The sequence below is a fragment of the Actinacidiphila yanglinensis genome (assembly GCF_900107965.1).
Lineage (GTDB): Bacteria > Actinomycetota > Actinomycetes > Streptomycetales > Streptomycetaceae > Actinacidiphila > Actinacidiphila yanglinensis.
The window spans coordinates 144,315-160,410 of record NZ_FNVU01000017.1 but is presented as its reverse complement, the minus strand read 5'-3'; the positions used below and the strand labels follow the sequence as shown (position 1 = coordinate 160,410).

The following is a 16,096-nucleotide window of genomic DNA, read 5'->3' as shown; positions in this document are numbered from 1 at the left end:
GGTCCTCACGGACCGGGGCACCGCTGCGTTCGCGGGGAAGTGACGCGGTGTCAGGCGCGGCCGTGCGGGGCGACCCGGGCGGTGGGGGCGGCCGGCGCGGTCCGGGTGCGCGGTTCCGGCGGGTTCGGCCGGCTGGGCTGCCCGGCGGTCCGGCCCGTCCGCGTGGCGGGTCGCTGGCCCAGCAGGGTGCCGGCCACGGCGACGGCCATGCCCGCCAGTTGCAGCGCACCGAGGGCCTGGCCGAGCGCGAGCCACCCGATGACCGCGGCCGACAGCGTGCTCAGGAAGGCCAGCACGCTCACCGAGGTGACCGGCATACGTGCGATGCCGCGGAACCACAGGGCGTACGCCAGCGCGGTGTTGACCAGGGCGAGGTAGCCGTAGCCGAGCACGTTGGGGGTGTCGAGGGCGGGCGGCGGGCCCTCGACGAGCAGGGCGACCGGCGCGATGAGCAGGCCGCCGGCGCTGAGCTGCCAGCCGGTGAGGACCAGCGGTCCCACGCCGTCGGGGCGGCCCCAGCGCTTGGTGAGCACCGTCCCCGCCGCCATCGCCGCGGCCCCACCGAGCCCGGCCAGTACCCCGGTGGCGTCCAGACCCGCGCCCGGCCCCAGGACCACCAGGCTCACCCCGAACGCGCCGAGCAGCGCGGCCGCGACCGCCCGCCGGCCGGGCCGTTCCCGCAGCAGCCCCGCCGACAGGCCCGCCACCAACAGCGGCCCCACCGCGCCCACCACGGCCGCGACCCCGCCCGGCAGCCGGTAGGCCGCGAGGAACAGCAGCGGGAAGAACGCACCGATGTTCAGCGCGCCCAGCACGAACGCCTTCCCCCACCACGCGCCGTGCGGCAGCTTCCTTCCGGCGGCGACCAGCAGCAGCCCCGCGGGCAGCGCCCGCATCAGCCCGGCGAACAGCGGCCGGTCCGGCGGCAGCCACTGCGTGGTGACCAGGTAGGTGGACCCCCAGGAGATCGGGGCGAGCGCGGTCAGTGCCGTGGTGCCGAGGTGGTCGAAGTGCGCGGTGCGGGTCATCGGCGTTCTCCTCGCATGGAGTTGGCGGACCTTGCGGAGTCGGCGGAGTTGGCGGAGCTGACGGAGCCGGCGGAGTTGCGGAGTGCGCGGCGCGGGCCGCGGACCGGGGCGCTCAGGCGGTCCGGGCCGGCGTGCCCACGGGAGCCCCCTCGCGATCCGTGGGGCCCGGCGCCTGCGCGGAGGAGGCCGGCGCCGGCGTGAGCACCGCCGAAGGGACCGACGCCGCCACCGGGGCGGGGGAGGTGAGCCGTACCGCGTCGGCGGGGAGCCGCTTCTCCAGCCGCACCAGCAGCGCCGCGGCCGACAGCGCGGTACCGGTCAGCAGCAGCCACGGCAGTCGCGGGTCGGCGGCGTTCAGCGCGGTGAAGAGCGAGGGCGCGAGCGTGCTCGCCAGCGACCAGGACAGCTGGTAGGTGGCCATGTAGCGGCCGCGCAGGGCGCTCGGCGCGGCGGCCACCGCGAGCGTGCCGGACGACGGGCTGTGCACGGTCTCGCCCAGCGTGTAGAGGACGACCAGCGCGAACAGCCCCACCGGCAGCACCCATCCGGCGTGCGGCCGGACCGTGCCGAGCAGCGCCAGCCCGGCGAACGCGGACGCGAAGAGCACCGCGCCCAGCGCCGCCGCCCGGGTCCGCCGGGCACCGCGGCGCCGTACGATCCCGGCCACCGCCACCCCGCCCACCGCGCACAGCACCGTGTTCAGCGTGAACGCCGCCCCGGTCAGCGCCTGCGGCAGTCCCAGCCGCCCGACGATGAAGAGCGGGAACATCACCGGCAGTGCCGAATACCCCAGCGCGGTCAGCAGGTTGGCGCCGGTCAGGCCGAGGAAGGCCCGGTCGCGCAGCACCGTCCGGTAGCCGCTTGCCGCCTGCTGGGCAGCGCCGCGGCACCCGCGCGCCGCGCTCCGGCCCGCGACCCCGCCCGGCGCCCGCCCGCTCTGCGCCTGCCCGCCCTGCGCCTGCCCGGACGCCGACTTCCCGGCGCCCGTCGCCGACCCGTTCACCGCACCCGCCGGTCGGATCCCCCGTACGAGGAGCGCGGCCAGCCCGAAACTCGCCGCGTTCAGCCACGCGGCGATCGTGAAGCCGCTGCCGCCCGCCAGCGAGATGGCCAGTGAGGCGAGCAGCGCGCCCGCGCCGAGCCCGCCGTTGCGCAGCGCGCGCGAGGCGGCCTGGAGCCGGTCCCGGTCGACGCCGGCGGCCACCTCGCCGATCCACGACTGTTGCACCGCGGGGAACGCGCGGTCGCCGAACGCGGTGAAGAGGGCGACGGCGGCGAAGGCGGGCAGCGTGGTCGCGAACGGGTAGAGCGCGAAGCCGGTGCCGCGCACGCCGTAGAGGAGGAGCTGGACCCGGCGGGCGCCGTAGCGGTCGACGGCGGTGCCGGCGAGCGGCAGCGCGGCCATCCCCACCAGCCCGACCGCCGTGAGGACCGCGCCGACCACGGTGAACGACAGCCCGGTGATGTGGTGGAAGAAGACCAGGCTGAAGGGGACGTACATCCCGGAGCCGACCGCGTCGACGCCCATCGCGGTGAGCATCGCGCGCTCGCCGGGTATGCCCCGCCCGCCACGGGCCTGCCGCCCCCGCCGTGCTGCGTCCGTCGGTGTGCTGCTGCGCTGCATCGGAACCCCCCGCAAGTAGGTCGTTGGAAAGTAGCTTAGCAGCAAGCTAATCAGAGTCAAGCGACTTACCTTCAAGCTACTTTCTTGCCTTCGACCGACCCCGCGGCCGATACTCGGATCATGGGAAGCGACGCTGTCGACGCGATCACCGGCCAGTGGAACCGCGAGCGCCCGGAGCTGGACACGCGGGCGATGGCCGTGTTCGGCCGGATCTACCGGCTGGCCCGGGTGATGGGCGACCGGATGGAGAAGGAGTACCGCCGGTTCGGCATCGGCCGCGGCGAGTTCGACGTGCTCTCCACGCTGCGGCGCTCGGGGGAGCCGTACACCCTCTCGCCCCGGCAGCTGTCCGCGACGCTGATGCTGACCACCGGCGGGATGACCGGGCGGCTGGACAAGCTGGAGCAGGCCGGGCTGCTGGAGAGGGCCCCCGACCCGGGTGACCGCAGGGGCCTTCGGGTGACGCTCACCCCGCGCGGCCTCGCGGTCATCGACGAGGCCCTCGTGGCCGGAGTGGCGGTGCAACAGGCCGCGCTCGAGGGCATGGACGCGGACCAGGCGGACCTGCTGGCGGACCTGCTGCGGCAGTTGCTCGCGTCGACGGAGTCCGAACAGGCGGGCGGCCCGGGGCCGTCACGCGGCGCCGCCGGAGGTCCGGGCCGGCGCTGACCCGCGCGCCCGGTGTGCCCGAGGGCCGGTACGGAGCCCGGCCGGTACGGATCCCGGCCAGGACAGTGCCCCTTCGGACGGAGCCGTGCCCCCGCTCCGGGCCGCGCTTCAGCCCCCTCCGGGCAGCACTGAGCCCCCGGACGCGCCTGGCGCGGGCGGGGGCTGCACGGCGGGGACGGCCGAAGCCGCCCGGCTCAGTGTTCCTGCTGCTTGCGGGACTTGTCCGTCACGATGACCAGGCCGGCGATGACGCCGAACAGCACCAGCGGGATGGCCACGAACAGGCCGAGCGTCTGGAGCACGCTGAGACCCGATCCCGGGTCGTCACCGTCATTGCGCTGCAGCGCGAAGGCGGGAGACGACATCAGCAGCAGCAGCGTCGTACCGGTGGTGACGACCCCGGCACGCACGACCTTCTTGGTGAGCTTGTTGTCCACACGCTCAATGTAGTGACCACGTCTTCGGGCCGCGCGCCCGGGGTGCCCTACGGGCGCGTCGGACGCGTCGCCAGCGCCCGGCGGACCTCGTCGGCCAGCGCGTGCAGCCGCGACGACGCGGCCAGTTGCTCCAGCGTGAGCGGCCGGCCGTCCGCTCCGGCGACCGGCAACCGCCAGTTCGGGTACTCCGTCGACGTGCCGGGCAGGTTCTGCGGGCGCCGGTCGCCGACCGCGTCCGGCAGCCAGATCCCGATCATCCGCGCAGGGGTCGCCGCCAGGAACCGGTGCACGGCCTTGACCACCGCCTCCTCGTCCGCCGCGCCCTCCGGCAGCATCCCGAGCCGGCTGAGCAGCGCGATCCACTCCGCGACCTCCGCCGCGTCCTCCGCCTGCTCCTGCACCAGCGGCCGGGTCAGCAGCCGCAGCCGGTGCCGCAGCACCACGTGCTCGCCGGTCAGCCGGGCCGCGGTGCTCGGCAGGTCGTGCGTGGTCGCCGTCGCCAGGCAGGCCTCCCGCCACGCCGACGGCGGCAGCGGCCGGCGGTCCGGATCGGCCCCGGAGTAGTCCCGCTCGAACCACAGCACCGAGGTGCCCAGCACCCCGCGGTCGGCCATCTCCTCCCGCACGCCTGCCTCGACGGTGCCGAGGTCCTCGCCGATCACCACCGCGCCCGCCTCGTACGCCTCCAGCGCCAGCAGGCCGAGCATCGCGTCCGCGTCGTACCTGACGTACGTGCCGTCCGTCGGCGGGCGGCCCTGCGGCACCCACCACAGCCGGAACAGGCCCATCACGTGATCGATCCGCAGCCCGCCGGCGTGCCGCAGCATCCGCGCGATCAGGTCGCGGTACGGCGCGTAGCCGGTCGCCGCGAGCGCGTCCGGCCGCCAGGGCGGCAGACCCCAGTCCTGGCCACGGGAGTTGAAGGCGTCCGGCGGCGCCCCCACCGAGATGCCCGCGGCCAGCACGTCCTGCATCGACCAGGCGTCCGAGCCGGCCGGGTGCACGCCCACCGCCAGGTCGTGCACCACGCCGACCGGCATCCCCGCGTCCCGCGCGGCCTGCTGCGCCGCCCCGAGCTGGCTGTCGGTCAGCCAGGTCAGCCACGAGTGGAAGTCCACCCGCTCCATCAGGTCGCTACGCGCCCGTGCCACCTGCGGCGAGCGCGGGTCGCGCAGGCCCGCCGGCCAGGCGTGCCAGTCCGGTCCGTGCAGCTCGGCCAGCGCCGACCAGGTGGCGTGGTCGTCCAGCGCCTGGCCCTGCTCGGCGAGGAAGTCGGCGTACGCGGCGCGCCGGCCCGGGCTCAGCCGCACCGTGCGCAGCATTTCCAGCGCCTTCGACTTCAGGTCCCACACCGCGTCCCGGTCGATCAACGCGTCCTTCAGCAGCACCTCGTCGCGCAGCGCGGCGGCCCCGCGCAGCAGCCGCGCGGCCTGCTCGCGCAGGTCCGCCGGCAGGTAGGCGTACTCCGGGATCTCCTCCACCCGCAGGTAGACCGGGTCCGGGAAGCGCCGCGAGGACGGGCGGTACGGCGAGGGGTCGGTGGGGCGGCCGGGCACGGCCGCGTGCAGCGGGTTGATCTGCACGAAGCCCGCACCCAGGGTGCGGCCCGACCAGGCGGCGAGGTCGGCGAGGTCGGCGAGGTCGCCCATGCCCCAGGAACGCGACGAGAGCGTCGAGTACAGCTGTGCCATGAAGCCGAAGGTGCGTTCCGGCGGGCCCGGCAGCCGCGCCGGCGCCACGACCAGGTCGCCGCTCGCGGTGCGCCCGTCGGGCGTGACGGCCCGCAGCACGTAGCGGCCGGGCTCACCCGGGGCGGTGGTCAGCGGCTCGCCGGAGCGGGTCGACACGGTCAGCCGGGTGTCCCGCGGCAGCCGGGCCCGCAGCGCGTCGAGGGTGCCGTGGCCGGCCCGCAGCACCGTGCACGGGTCCAGCAGCCGGTGCGCCGCGCGCTGGTCGTACGCCGCCAGCGCGTCCTTGACCGAGCGCGGCGTGCTCGCGTCCACCCCGAGCGCGGCCAGCACGGCCACGATCGTCTCCTCCGGGACGGGCACCTCCGTATCCGCGGTCGGGCGGTACGTCACGTCCACGCCGTACAACCCGGCCAGCCGAACCCGGTCCATCGGGCCTCCGTCCTCACAGTGGGTGCACACACCCCTACCCCGGGGTGCCCTGCTCCTACCCCCTCCCGGCCCGCGCACCCGGCGGGGACCGGCGCCCTCCGGTGCCGGGGGTGCGCACCGCACGGGCCGGAACCGGGTGGGGACAACCCCACCAAGGGGACGCCGGGGAGCGCCATGGTTCGCGCGGCCCGCGATTCCTAACGTCGAACCGTGGACGAACACGGAGCGAGCCCGATGACGAGCACGGCCCCCGCAGTCGAACTGCGCGGCGTGCGACGGACCTACGGCCGGGGCGACGCGGCGGTGCACGCGCTGCGCGGCATCGACCTGGCGTTGCCGCGCGGCACCTTCACCGCGGTCATGGGGCCCTCCGGCTCCGGCAAGAGCACGTTCCTGCAGTGTGCGGCGGGCCTGGACCGGCCGTCCGGCGGCTCCGTGCTGCTGGGCGGCGAGGAGATCACCGGACTGAGCGAGAACCGGCTGACCCGGCTGCGCCGCAGCCGGATCGGCTTCGTCTTCCAGTCGTTCAACCTGCTGCCGTCGCTGACCGTCCAGCAGAACGTCCTGCTGCCGCAGCGCCTGGCCGGGCAGCGCCCGGACCGGCGCCGGGCGGCGGCGATGCTGGCGCGGGTCGGCCTGGAGGGCTACGGCAGGCGCCGGCCCGGGCAACTGTCCGGCGGCCAGCAGCAGCGGGTGGCGATCGCCCGCGCGCTGGTGACCGGCCCGGAGGTGATCTTCGCGGACGAGCCGACCGGCGCGCTCGACACCGGCACCGCCCGGGACGTCCTGGCGATGCTGCGGGAGGCCGTCGACCGCGGTGGGGCGGACGGTTTCGGCCCGGCGGCGACCGTGGTGATGGTGACCCATGATCCGGTCGCCGCCTCGTACGCCGACCGGGTGCTCTTCCTCGCCGACGGGAACCTCGCCGGTGAGCTGGTCGCCCCCGACCCGGCGGCCGTCGCCGACCGGATGGTGGCCCTCGCGCGCCGCACCTCCGAGGGACCGGCCGCGCGTACCGCGGCGGTCCGGGAGGGGCGGGCGGCATGAACGGCCTGGCCCGTGCCTCCGTGCGCTTCAGGCCCGCGTCCTTCGTGGGTACGTTCGTCGCGCTGCTCTTCGCGGCCGCCGTGGTCACCGCGTGCGGCACGCTGCTCCAGACCGGCCTGACCGCACACGTGCCGCCGGCGCGCTACGCGCACGTGCCGGTCGTGGTCGCGGCCGATCCGCAGGCCCACATCACCACCGGGCACGGCGACGACCGCGACACCGAGTCCGAACCGCTCACCGACCAGCCCCGGCTCGCCACCGCCCTCGCCGCCCGGATCGCGGCCCGGCCCGGCGTGGCCGCGGCGGTGCCCGACATCGCCTTCCCGGTGGGGGCCGCGCACCTGCCGCAGCTCACCGGCCGCGACTGGTCCGCCCACCTGATCGCCCAGCCGCCCGGCGGCCACGCCACCGGCGCACCCGCCGCGCCCCGCGCCGGCGAGGTCGTGCTCGACGCGGGCACCGCCCGCGCGGCGCACGTCGCCGTCGGGGACACCCTCACCCTCACCGCGCCCGGGCGGACCGGCGCGTACCGGGTCTCCGGCCTGGTCCCCGCCGGTTCCGCCGCCGGGCCGACCGCGTATTTCGCCGACGCCGCCGCGGGCGCGCTGTCGGGCCACCCCGGGCGCGCCGACGCCATCGCGGTCTTCCCGGCACCGGGCACCGGCACGGACGCGCTGGCGGACCAGGCGCGCCTCGCGGTGGGCGGCCACGCGAAGGTCCGCACCGGCGACGGCCGCGGCGAGGCGGAGCAGCCCCGACTCGCCGCGGCCAAGGAGACGCTGGTCGCGCTCGGCGGCTCCTTCGGCGGGATCGCCGCGGCCACCGCGGTGTTCGTGGTGATGGGCACCGTCGCCCTCGCCGTCGGCCAGCGGGCGCGGGAGATCGCGCTGCTGCGCGCGGTCGGCGCCACCCCCCGGCAGATCCGCAGGACCGTCGCCACCGAGGCGCTGCTGGTCGCCCCGCTCGCCGGCGCCGCCGGTATCTGGCCCGGCATCGAACTCGCCCGCTGGTGGCTGCGCCAGCTCGTGCACAAGGGCGCGGTACCGCACGGCGTGACGGCCGCCGTCGGCTGGATCCCGATGGCCGCGGCGGTCGGCGCGGGCCTGCTCGGGTCGCTGCTGGCCGGCTACCTCGCCGCCCGGCGCCCGTCCAAGGCCCGGCCCAGCGAGGCGATGGGCGAGGCCGCCGTGGAACGCCGCAGGCCCGGCGTGGTGCGTACGGTGCTGGGCGTCGCCGCGGTCGCCGGCGGCTGCGTGCTGGCCGAGGTCGCCGCACACGCCACCGGCGACGAGGCCGCCTCGGTCGCGCTCGGCGTCGTGTTCAGCCTGATGGCCGGAGTGGCCTTCCTCGGCCCGGTGGTGGCATGGCTCGCCTCGGCGGTGCTGGGGCTGCCGCTGCGGGCGTCGGGGAGCGTCTCGGGGATGCTGGCCGCCGCCAACACCCGTGCCGCCGCACGCCGGTTGGCGGCCGCGATCACCCCGATCGCGCTGGTCACCGCTTTCTGCGGCACCCTGCTGTGCATGCAGGGCTCGATCACGCACACCTCGTCCCGGCAGATCCGCGAGGGCGTCGTCGCCGATCAGGTGGTCGGCTCCGACGGCGCCGGGCTGCCCGCCTCCGCCACCGGCCGCGCCGCCGCCCTGCACGGCGTGGACACCGCGGTCGGCGTGCTGCGCACCGGAGCCCTCTTCCGTGCGAGCGGCTCGCTGGAATCCGCGAACCTCATCGGCGTCTCGGGCGACGCCGCTGCCTTGCCCCAGGTGCTCCGACTCGGCGTGCGGAGCGGGTCGTTGGCCGGCCTCACCCATGACGGCCGTACGGTCGCCGTCGACACGCTGCTGGCCGCGACCGCCCACGTGAAGGTCGGCGGCCACCTGTCGCTCTGGCTCGGCGACGGCACGCAGGTACGTTCCAAGGTCGTCGCCGTGTATCAACGCGGCCTGGGCCTGGGTCAGTTGCTCATGCCGCGTGACGCGGTCGCCGCCCACGCGGGAACGGCGTACGACGCGCAGGTACTCGTGCGCGACGCACCTGGCGCCGACCGGTCCGCCGTGCAAAGGGAGTTGGCCGGCCTCGGAGTGCCCGGGCAGACGGTCACCGACCGTGCCGGTTACCGCGTGCAGGCGGACAAGGACCTGGAACTCAACGCGTGGGCGAACCGGGTGATGGCCGCCGTGCTCGGCGGGTTCGCGGCCGTCGCCGCCGCCAACACCCTGGTCATGACGGTCCTCGACCGCCGCCGCGAGGTCGCGCTGCTCCGGCTGGCCGGCACGACGCGGCGGCAGGTGCGGGGGATGCTCCGCTGGGAGGCCCTGGTCGTCGCGGTGAGCGGGCTGCTCATCGGCGGGGGCATCGCCTGGATCACCCTGGTCCCCATCGCCCGCGGCCTCACCGGCTCCGCGCCCTATGTCCCCCCAGCCACCTTCTTCGGCATCGCCGGCGGCGCGCTGCTCCTGACCCTGACCGCCACGGCCCTCCCCACCCGCGCCCTCCTCCGCGCCCCGGTGGCAACGGCCCCACCCGAGTAGCCCCGCGCCCCCTTCCGCGGAAGCACCCGCACCACCGGGGGCGCGGGGAACTGCGCGCGCAGCACTCCACCGGTGGGAGGCCGGGGTACGACCGGAACCGTAACGGCGAGCCGTACCCGGCGGGAGGCCTGGCAACGACCGGAACCGTAACGGCGCGTAGCCGCAAGTGTCCGCCGGATGGCCATCGCGGAAACGGACATTCACGCCCGGAGATGGGCATTCCGCGTTCGTGCCGCGTTACGGCGTACGTCACTTCGGCTGCCAACCATCCCCGTGGGTGCCCCACGCCCGGGGCCGCTCGTACGCCTCAGCCTCCCCACGGGGGAACGTCATGCCCGCACCCGAGCCCGCCCGGATCCCCTCCCCTCTCGACCGCCGTACCCTGCTGATCGCCTCCGGAGCCGGCCTCGCGGCGGCGGGAGGCGCCACCGCATGGGTGTTCGGCCCCGGCTCCGACCGGGCCAGCGCCCGGCCGACCACGGCGCCGTCCGTACCCGCGCCGCGCACCGCGACCAGCGCGCCCGCCACCACGACGCCTCCGGCACCGGCCGTTCCGACCACCGTCGGCACCACCCTGCACTCGGTGGCGACGCCGACCGGCAAGGGCCCCTTCCGGCGGCTGACGGACGGCCCGGGCTGGAAGCGCGTGGTCCGCGCCGACCTGGCCCCCGCGCACCCGGGCCGCGCCGACCGCCGCACCGTGGTCGCCGCGTTCGTCCAGCTCACCGACCTGCACGTGATGGACGTGCAGTCGCCGCTGCGGATGGAGTGGATGCGCGAGCACGGCCCGCACGACTGGCGCCCGCACGAGGCGCTGTCCGTGCTGAGCACGCTCTCGCTGATCGACCGGGTGAACAGCCTGCGCGGCGGCCCGGTCACCGGTCACCCGCTCTCCTTCGCGATCACCACCGGCGACAACACCGACAACAACTCGACCGTGGAACTCGACTGGTTCCTCACCGCGATGAGCGGCGGCCGGATCGACCCCAACACCGGTGACCCGCAGGCGTTCGAGGGCATCCAGAACTCCGGGCTGCCGCTGTTCTGGCAGCCGGAGAGCGCCCGTACCGACGCCGACAAGAAGCTCGGCTTCCCGCACCTGCCCGGCTACCTGTCCGCGGCGATGCGCCCGCTCACCGCGCCGGGCCTGACCATCCCCTGGTACTCCACGGTCGGCAACCACGACGCCCTGTTCAGCGGCGCCTACCGGTCGGGCCCGCACGGCTCGTTCGCCGCGCAGACCGCCGTCGGCGACCGCAAGCTGGAGCAGGTCCCGCACGCCGACATGATGCGCGTGTACAAGGCGGTGTCCGCGCAGCAGGACCCGGACGGCACGCTGGTCCGCGGCGTCCTCCAGCGCTACGCCCGCACCGCGCGCACCGTCACCCCCGACGCCCGCCGGGCACCCTTCACCCCGCAGGAGTACCTGGCCGCGCACCTCGACCCGCGCCGTACGGGGGCCGGCCCGGTCGGCCACGGGTACGCCGCCGAGGGCGTGGACGCCGATCACATGTACTACAGCTTCCCGGTCGCCGAGGGCGTGCTCGGCATCAGCCTGGACACCACCGACCGGGGCGGCGCGTTCCTCGGCTCGATCGGCTCCGAGCAACTCGCCTGGCTGGGACGCACCCTGGACGCCCACAGTGACCAGCACATCCTCGTCTTCAGCCACCACCCCAGCCACAGCATGACCAACCTGCGTGCGGACCCGGCCCGCCCGAAGGAGAAGCGGCACAGCGGCGACGAGTTGACCGCGCTGCTGAAGAAGCACCCGAACGTGCTGGCCTGGATCAACGGGCACAGCCACCACAACCGGATCGACCCGCGCGGCACCTTCTGGGAGGTCAACACCGCCTCCCACGTGGACTATCCGCAGCTCGCCCGGGTCATCGAGATCGTGGACAACCACGACGGGACGCTGTCACTGATCACCACGCTGATCGAGTCCGCCGCCCCGCACCGGACCGACTATCACGACCTGTCCACCACCGGACTGGCCTCCCTCTACCGGGAGTTGGCCTTCAACGCGCCCGGGGCCGACATCTCCTCGACCACCGGCAAGGCGGACGACCGCAACGCGGAACTGCTGCTGAGGAAGCGGTGAGTACGCGGTCGGCTCAGCGCGGGGTGACCACCAGGTAGGCGGCCGGCTCCCGGTCGCAGGACGCGATCAGCGCCGTCCTGATCACCGCCGCCTGCTGCTCCATCGCGTCCCGCAGCTTCACGGGGGACACGAACACCACCGTCACGCCCAGCGCTTCCAGGTGCTCGCGCTGCCGGGCGCAGTGCGGCCACAGCGCGTCGTCGGCCGGGTCGAGGCAGACGGCGACGCCGTGCTCCGGCCAGAACGCGTCGACCCCGCCCAACGGCGGCCCGCCCGGCAGCCGGAGGTCGACGTTCCAGACGGGGTCGGGCAGTTGGTGGCAGTGCACCATCACGTACAGGCGCTGCTCGGCCATCGCGCGGTCCTCCGCGCGCAGCACGTCCACCGCGCGCCGCACCTGCGGGCGGTCCAGCAGTCCGGCCCGGGACAGCTCGCGCAGCACCGCCGCACCCTCGCAGTGCCCGGACCGTACGGCCTCGGTCAGCAGCGCGCGTACGGCGTCGGTGTCCCCGAGTTCGGCGACCGCGTCGGCGACCGCGCGCGGCACCGGCGCGCAGGGCAGCCCCGAGACGTTCCGCGCCAGGGGGAGTTCGCGGGCGCGGTGCACCCGCACCTCGCCGGCGTCGCGCAGCCTGCGCTGCCAGGGCACCAGGACGTCGATCGCCGGCAGGCCGATCAGCGGGGGGACGGCGGAGAAGCGGTACAGCGCGAGTGCGGCCAGGCCGGTCACCATCGCCTCGCGGCCGCCGCCGACCGGGCCGTGCGCGTCCGGTTCCCGCCCGGCGTACAGCAGCGCGGCGCGCACCCGCTCCTCGCTGCTGGGGGGTCCGGAGTGCAGCAGGCACACCTGCGGGAGGATCTGCTGCCAGTTGCCGCCGGGGCGGCACCGCGCGGCGATTTCCGCGGCGCTCAGGCCGAGTTCGCGCAGGCGGCGGACGGTCAGGACCGTCTCGTCGCAGTCGTCGATGTGGTCCGGGGCGTGGGGGGTGAGGTCGTTCGCGTTCATGGCCGAGTGTTTCCCGTGGGGAGGGTGGTCACTAACCGTTGTTACGCGTCCGTCGACAAACCCGGACAACGCCGGGCTAAAGTCCCACCCCCACCCTGCCGAGAATCGGTCCCCGTCAAGCCGCCCCGGGGTGCCCTTGCGGCTGTCCCCGCCCCCTCCCCGCCACCGCGGTGCCCTTGCGGGCGGACGGTGCCCCTTCCCCGTGGCGGGGTGCCCTGGTGGGCGACGGTTCGCCTCTTCCCGGGGCCGGGTTGCCCTTGCGGGCAGAGGGTGCCCCTTCCCCGTGGCGGGGTGCCCTGGTGGGCGACGGTTCGGCCCTTCCCGGGGCCGGGGTGCCCTTGCGGGTGGAGGGTGCCAATCAGGGGCGCGGGGAACTGCGCGAGCAACCGGCCACCGGCCGGTGGTCCGGCGACACCGCCGCGGGGGCTGGGCCCGCGGGCCCCCGGCTGCGCCGCGCCGGCTGAGCGCGCAGTTCCCCGCGCCCCTCGGTGGTTGCCGTCGCCCGCGAGGGCACCCCGCCCCCAGGGGAGGGCGCACCCTAACCCGTGAGGGCACCCCGCTCCGGGGAGGTGGTGCCGCTTGCCCGAAAGGGCACCCTGGGACGGGGAAAGGGTGCCGCTCGCCCGCGAGGGCGCCCCCGGACGGGGGAGGGTGCGGCTCGGCCGCGAGGGTGCGCTGGTAAGCGGGAAGGGGCGCCGTCGCCCGCGAGGGCACCCCCCGCCCCGGGGGAGGGGCGCCGCTGCTCGCGAGGGCACCGTGGGCAGCGGGGAGAAGGGTGCCCTTCTCTCGGCGGGGCCTAGCGCAGCGCGTCGCGTTGTTGGGCCCGCACCGCCCGCGCAAGGTCGTCGCGACCCTCGAGCACGAGCCGCCGCAACGCAGGTGCCGCACCTGCCCGCTCGGAGAGCCACTCATCGGTCGCCGCCAGCGCCATCGCCCCCTCCTGGAGCGCCGGATACAGCCCCCGCACCACATTCATCGCGATCTCGATGGACCGCGCCGCCCACACCCCCTCGATCGCGGCGAAGTACGGCGCCACGTACGCCTCGCCCAACTCCCGCTGCCCCGGCTGCGCGAAGCCCGCGATCGTCGCCTCCGTCAGCGCGTTGGACAGCGCGTCGGACTCGACCACGGCCGCCCACGCGGCCGCCTTCACCGCCGGGTCCGGCCGCGCCGCCAGGCAGCGCACCTCGTGCCGGTTGCCGGACGCCGTGTCGTCCCGGGCCCGTTCGGCCCTGACCACGTCCTCCCCGGCCACGCCCTCGGCCGCGAGCGTCTCCAGGAACGCCCAGCGCAGCTCCTGGTCGACGTCCAGCCCGTCGATCTTCGCGGAGCCGTCCAGCAGCCCCTGCAGCAGTTGCAGATCCGCCGCCGACGACGCGACCGTGGCGAAGAACCGTGCCCACGCCAGCTGGTGGCCGCTGTCCGGCTCGGCCCGGCGCAGCTCGTGCAGCGCGCCCTCGGCCAGCGCGGTGCCGGCCTCGTCCCGCGCCTCGGGGGCCACGTAGTGCACCAGCGCGGTGCGCGCCTGGAGGTGCAGCGACTGCAGGACGCCGATGTCGCTCTCCTGCCCGGCGAAGCGCAGCATCAGGTCCAGGTAGTCGCGGGCCGGCATCAGCGCGTCCCGGGTCAGGTTCCACACCGCCGACCAGGCCAGCGCCCGCGCCAGCGGATCGGCCAGCTCGCCCAGCCGCTCGCGCAACGTGGCCAGCGACACCTCGTCGAAGCGGGTCTTGGCGTACGTCAGGTCGTCGTCGTTGACCAGCACCAGGTCCGGCCGCGGCTGCCCGGCCAGTTCCGCCACCACCGTCGACGGCCCCGCCACGTCGGTCTCGGCCCGCGCGTACCGCTCCAGCGTGCCCTCGGTGGTGCGCCGGTACAGTCCCACCGCGACCCGGTGCGGCCGCAGCCGCGGGTGCGACTCGTCCGCGGTCTGCGCCACCGACAGCTCGGTGATCCGGTCCTGCGCGTCACACATCACCTGCGGCGTCAGCGAGTTGACGCCCGCCGTCTCCAACCACGCCGCGGACCATGCGGCCATGTCCCGGCCGGAGGTCTCCGCCAGCACCGTCAGCAGGTCCGCGAGCGTGGTGTTGCCGTACGCGTTGCGCTTGAAGTACCGCCGGGCGGCCTCAAGGAACGCCTCCCGGCCCACGTACGCCACGAGTTGCTTGAGCACCGAGGCGCCCTTGGAGTACGTGATCCCGTCGAAGTTGAGCTTCGCCGCCTCCAGGTCCGGGATGTCCGCCACCACCGGGTGGGTGGAGGGCAGTTGGTCGGCCCGGTAGGCCCACGACTTGCGGCGGTTGGCGAAGGTGATCCACCCCTCGGTGAACTGCGTCGCCTCCACCTGCGCGAAGGCGCCCATGAAGTCCGCGAAGGACTCCTTCAGCCACAGGTCGTCCCACCAGCGCATCGTCACGAGGTCGCCGAACCACATGTGGGCCATCTCGTGCAGGATGACGTTCGCCCGGCGCTCGTACGACGTCCGCGTCACCTTGCCGCGGAAGACGAACTCCTCCTGGAACGTGACCAATCCGGGGTTCTCCATCGCGCCCAGGTTGTACTCGGGCACGAACGCCTGGTCGTACTTCCCGAACGGGTACGGGTAGTCGAAGCTCTCGTGGAAGAAGTCCAGCCCGCGCTTGGTCACGTCGAAGATCGCGTCGGCGTCGAAGTGCCGGGCCAGCGAGCGGCGGCACAGCGCGGACAGCGGGATGTCCAGCACCGCGCCGTCCGGGTGGGTGCGCGCGTAGTGGTCGTGCTCCACGTGGTACGGGCCCGCGACGACCGCCGTGATGTACGTCGAGATCGGCTGGGTCGGCACGAACGCGACCGTGGCGCCGCCTCCTTCGGCCGGTACCGGCTCACCGTCCGCCGCGCCGTTGCTCAGTACCGTCCAGCCCTCGGGCGCGGTCACCCGGAAGGAGAAGGGCGCCTTCAGGTCCGGCTGCTCGAAGTTCGCGAACACCCGGCGCGCGTCAGCCGGTTCGTACTGCGTGTAGAGGTAGACCTCGCCGTCCTCGGGGTCCTCGAAGCGGTGCAGGCCCTCGCCGGTTCGGCTGAAGGCGCACCGCGAGTCCACCACCAGGGTGTTGCGCTCGGCCAGCCCGTCCAGTGCGATCCGGGAGCCGTCGAAGACCGCCGCCGGGTCCAGCTCCCGGCCGTTGAGCCGTACCGAGGTCACCGCCGGCGCGATCAGGTCCGCGAAGGTCGACGCGCCCGGCCGCGTGCAGCGGAAGTCGATCACCGTGGTCGACCGGAAGGTGCGCGGCTCGCCCGCGGTGGCGGGCCCGAGGGCGGAACGGACGTCCAGCGCCACGTCGTACCGCTCCACGGACAGGATCGCGGCCCGCTCGCGGGCCTCCTCACGGCTCAGGTTCTCGCCGGGCACGGGCGGCTCCTCTGTCTTGGCATGATGCCTGGTGGGCGCGCCGGATCGCGGCGCCCTGGCATCCTCCCACGGGCCCTTCCGGGCGGCAGCGGGGAATGCTCCGGGGTGCGCCGGGCGTTCCCCGTCACGGTGCGGTGGGCCA

General features: G+C 75.1%; 10 protein-coding genes. 4 read left to right on the top strand and 6 right to left on the bottom strand.

What is annotated here, in order from left to right; translation table 11 throughout:
- Positions 1-50: 50 nt before the first annotated feature.
- Positions 51-1,028, bottom strand: a complete 978-nt coding sequence (locus C4U44_RS30365) for an EamA family transporter (RefSeq protein ID WP_103889244.1) — start codon at positions 1,026-1,028, stop codon at positions 51-53.
- A gap of 112 nt (positions 1,029-1,140) precedes the next feature.
- Complete coding sequence (locus tag C4U44_RS30360) at positions 1,141-2,652, bottom strand: MFS transporter (RefSeq protein ID WP_103889243.1); 1,512 nt, start codon at positions 2,650-2,652, stop codon at positions 1,141-1,143.
- Between the two features lie 120 nt (positions 2,653-2,772).
- Between C4U44_RS30360 and C4U44_RS30355 the strand changes: the two genes are divergently transcribed.
- Complete coding sequence (locus C4U44_RS30355) at positions 2,773-3,321, top strand: MarR family winged helix-turn-helix transcriptional regulator (RefSeq protein ID WP_103889242.1); 549 nt, start codon at positions 2,773-2,775, stop codon at positions 3,319-3,321.
- Between the two features lie 194 nt (positions 3,322-3,515).
- Here the strand turns inward: C4U44_RS30355 and C4U44_RS30350 are convergent, their stop codons facing one another.
- Positions 3,516-3,758 carry a hypothetical protein gene (locus tag C4U44_RS30350; RefSeq protein ID WP_103889241.1) on the bottom strand — a complete coding sequence of 81 codons (243 nt, stop codon included), beginning with the start codon at positions 3,756-3,758 and terminating at the stop codon, positions 3,516-3,518.
- A gap of 47 nt (positions 3,759-3,805) precedes the next feature.
- On the bottom strand, positions 3,806-5,878 hold the full coding sequence (malQ, locus tag C4U44_RS30345; RefSeq protein ID WP_103889240.1) for a 4-alpha-glucanotransferase: 2,073 nt from the start codon (positions 5,876-5,878) through the stop codon (positions 3,806-3,808).
- 234 nt (positions 5,879-6,112) lie between these two features.
- Between malQ and C4U44_RS30340 the strand changes: the two genes are divergently transcribed.
- From C4U44_RS30340 to C4U44_RS30330, 3 genes are all read left to right on the top strand, one after another.
- Entirely contained in the window at positions 6,113-6,925 is an 813-nt protein-coding gene (locus C4U44_RS30340; protein ID WP_103889239.1) for an ABC transporter ATP-binding protein, read from the top strand.
- Entirely contained in the window at positions 6,922-9,453 is a 2,532-nt protein-coding gene (locus C4U44_RS30335) for an FtsX-like permease family protein (protein WP_103889238.1), read from the top strand. Before C4U44_RS30340 ends, C4U44_RS30335 begins: the two co-directional genes overlap by 4 nt.
- A 331-nt stretch (positions 9,454-9,784) precedes the next feature.
- Positions 9,785-11,557: a TIGR03767 family metallophosphoesterase gene (locus C4U44_RS30330; RefSeq protein ID WP_103889237.1), complete on the top strand. Its 1,773-nt coding sequence runs from the start codon at positions 9,785-9,787 to the stop codon at positions 11,555-11,557.
- A 13-nt stretch (positions 11,558-11,570) separates the two neighbouring features.
- Here C4U44_RS30330 and C4U44_RS30325 read toward each other — a convergent pair whose 3' ends face one another.
- Both C4U44_RS30325 and pepN read right to left on the bottom strand, forming a co-directional pair.
- Complete coding sequence (locus C4U44_RS30325) at positions 11,571-12,563, bottom strand: hypothetical protein (protein ID WP_103889236.1); 993 nt, start codon at positions 12,561-12,563, stop codon at positions 11,571-11,573.
- A 796-nt stretch (positions 12,564-13,359) separates the two neighbouring features.
- Entirely contained in the window at positions 13,360-15,954 is a 2,595-nt protein-coding gene (pepN, locus tag C4U44_RS30320) for an aminopeptidase N (protein WP_103889235.1), read from the bottom strand.
- Positions 15,955-16,096: the final 142 nt, after the last annotated feature.

Excerpts from the sequence above, each read along its gene's own strand:
- C4U44_RS30365 (WP_103889244.1), bottom strand. The coding sequence starts at position 1,028 with ATGACCCGCACCGCGCACTTCGACCACCTCGGCACCACGGCACTGACC.
- C4U44_RS30360 (WP_103889243.1), bottom strand. The coding sequence starts at position 2,652 with ATGCAGCGCAGCAGCACACCGACGGACGCAGCACGGCGGGGGCGGCAG.
- C4U44_RS30355 (WP_103889242.1), top strand. The coding sequence starts at position 2,773 with ATGGGAAGCGACGCTGTCGACGCGATCACCGGCCAGTGGAACCGCGAG.
- malQ (WP_103889240.1), bottom strand. The coding sequence starts at position 5,878 with ATGGACCGGGTTCGGCTGGCCGGGTTGTACGGCGTGGACGTGACGTAC.
- C4U44_RS30340 (WP_103889239.1), top strand. The coding sequence starts at position 6,113 with ATGACGAGCACGGCCCCCGCAGTCGAACTGCGCGGCGTGCGACGGACC.
- C4U44_RS30335 (WP_103889238.1), top strand. The coding sequence starts at position 6,922 with ATGAACGGCCTGGCCCGTGCCTCCGTGCGCTTCAGGCCCGCGTCCTTC.
- C4U44_RS30330 (WP_103889237.1), top strand. The coding sequence starts at position 9,785 with ATGCCCGCACCCGAGCCCGCCCGGATCCCCTCCCCTCTCGACCGCCGT.
- C4U44_RS30325 (WP_103889236.1), bottom strand. The coding sequence starts at position 12,563 with ATGAACGCGAACGACCTCACCCCCCACGCCCCGGACCACATCGACGAC.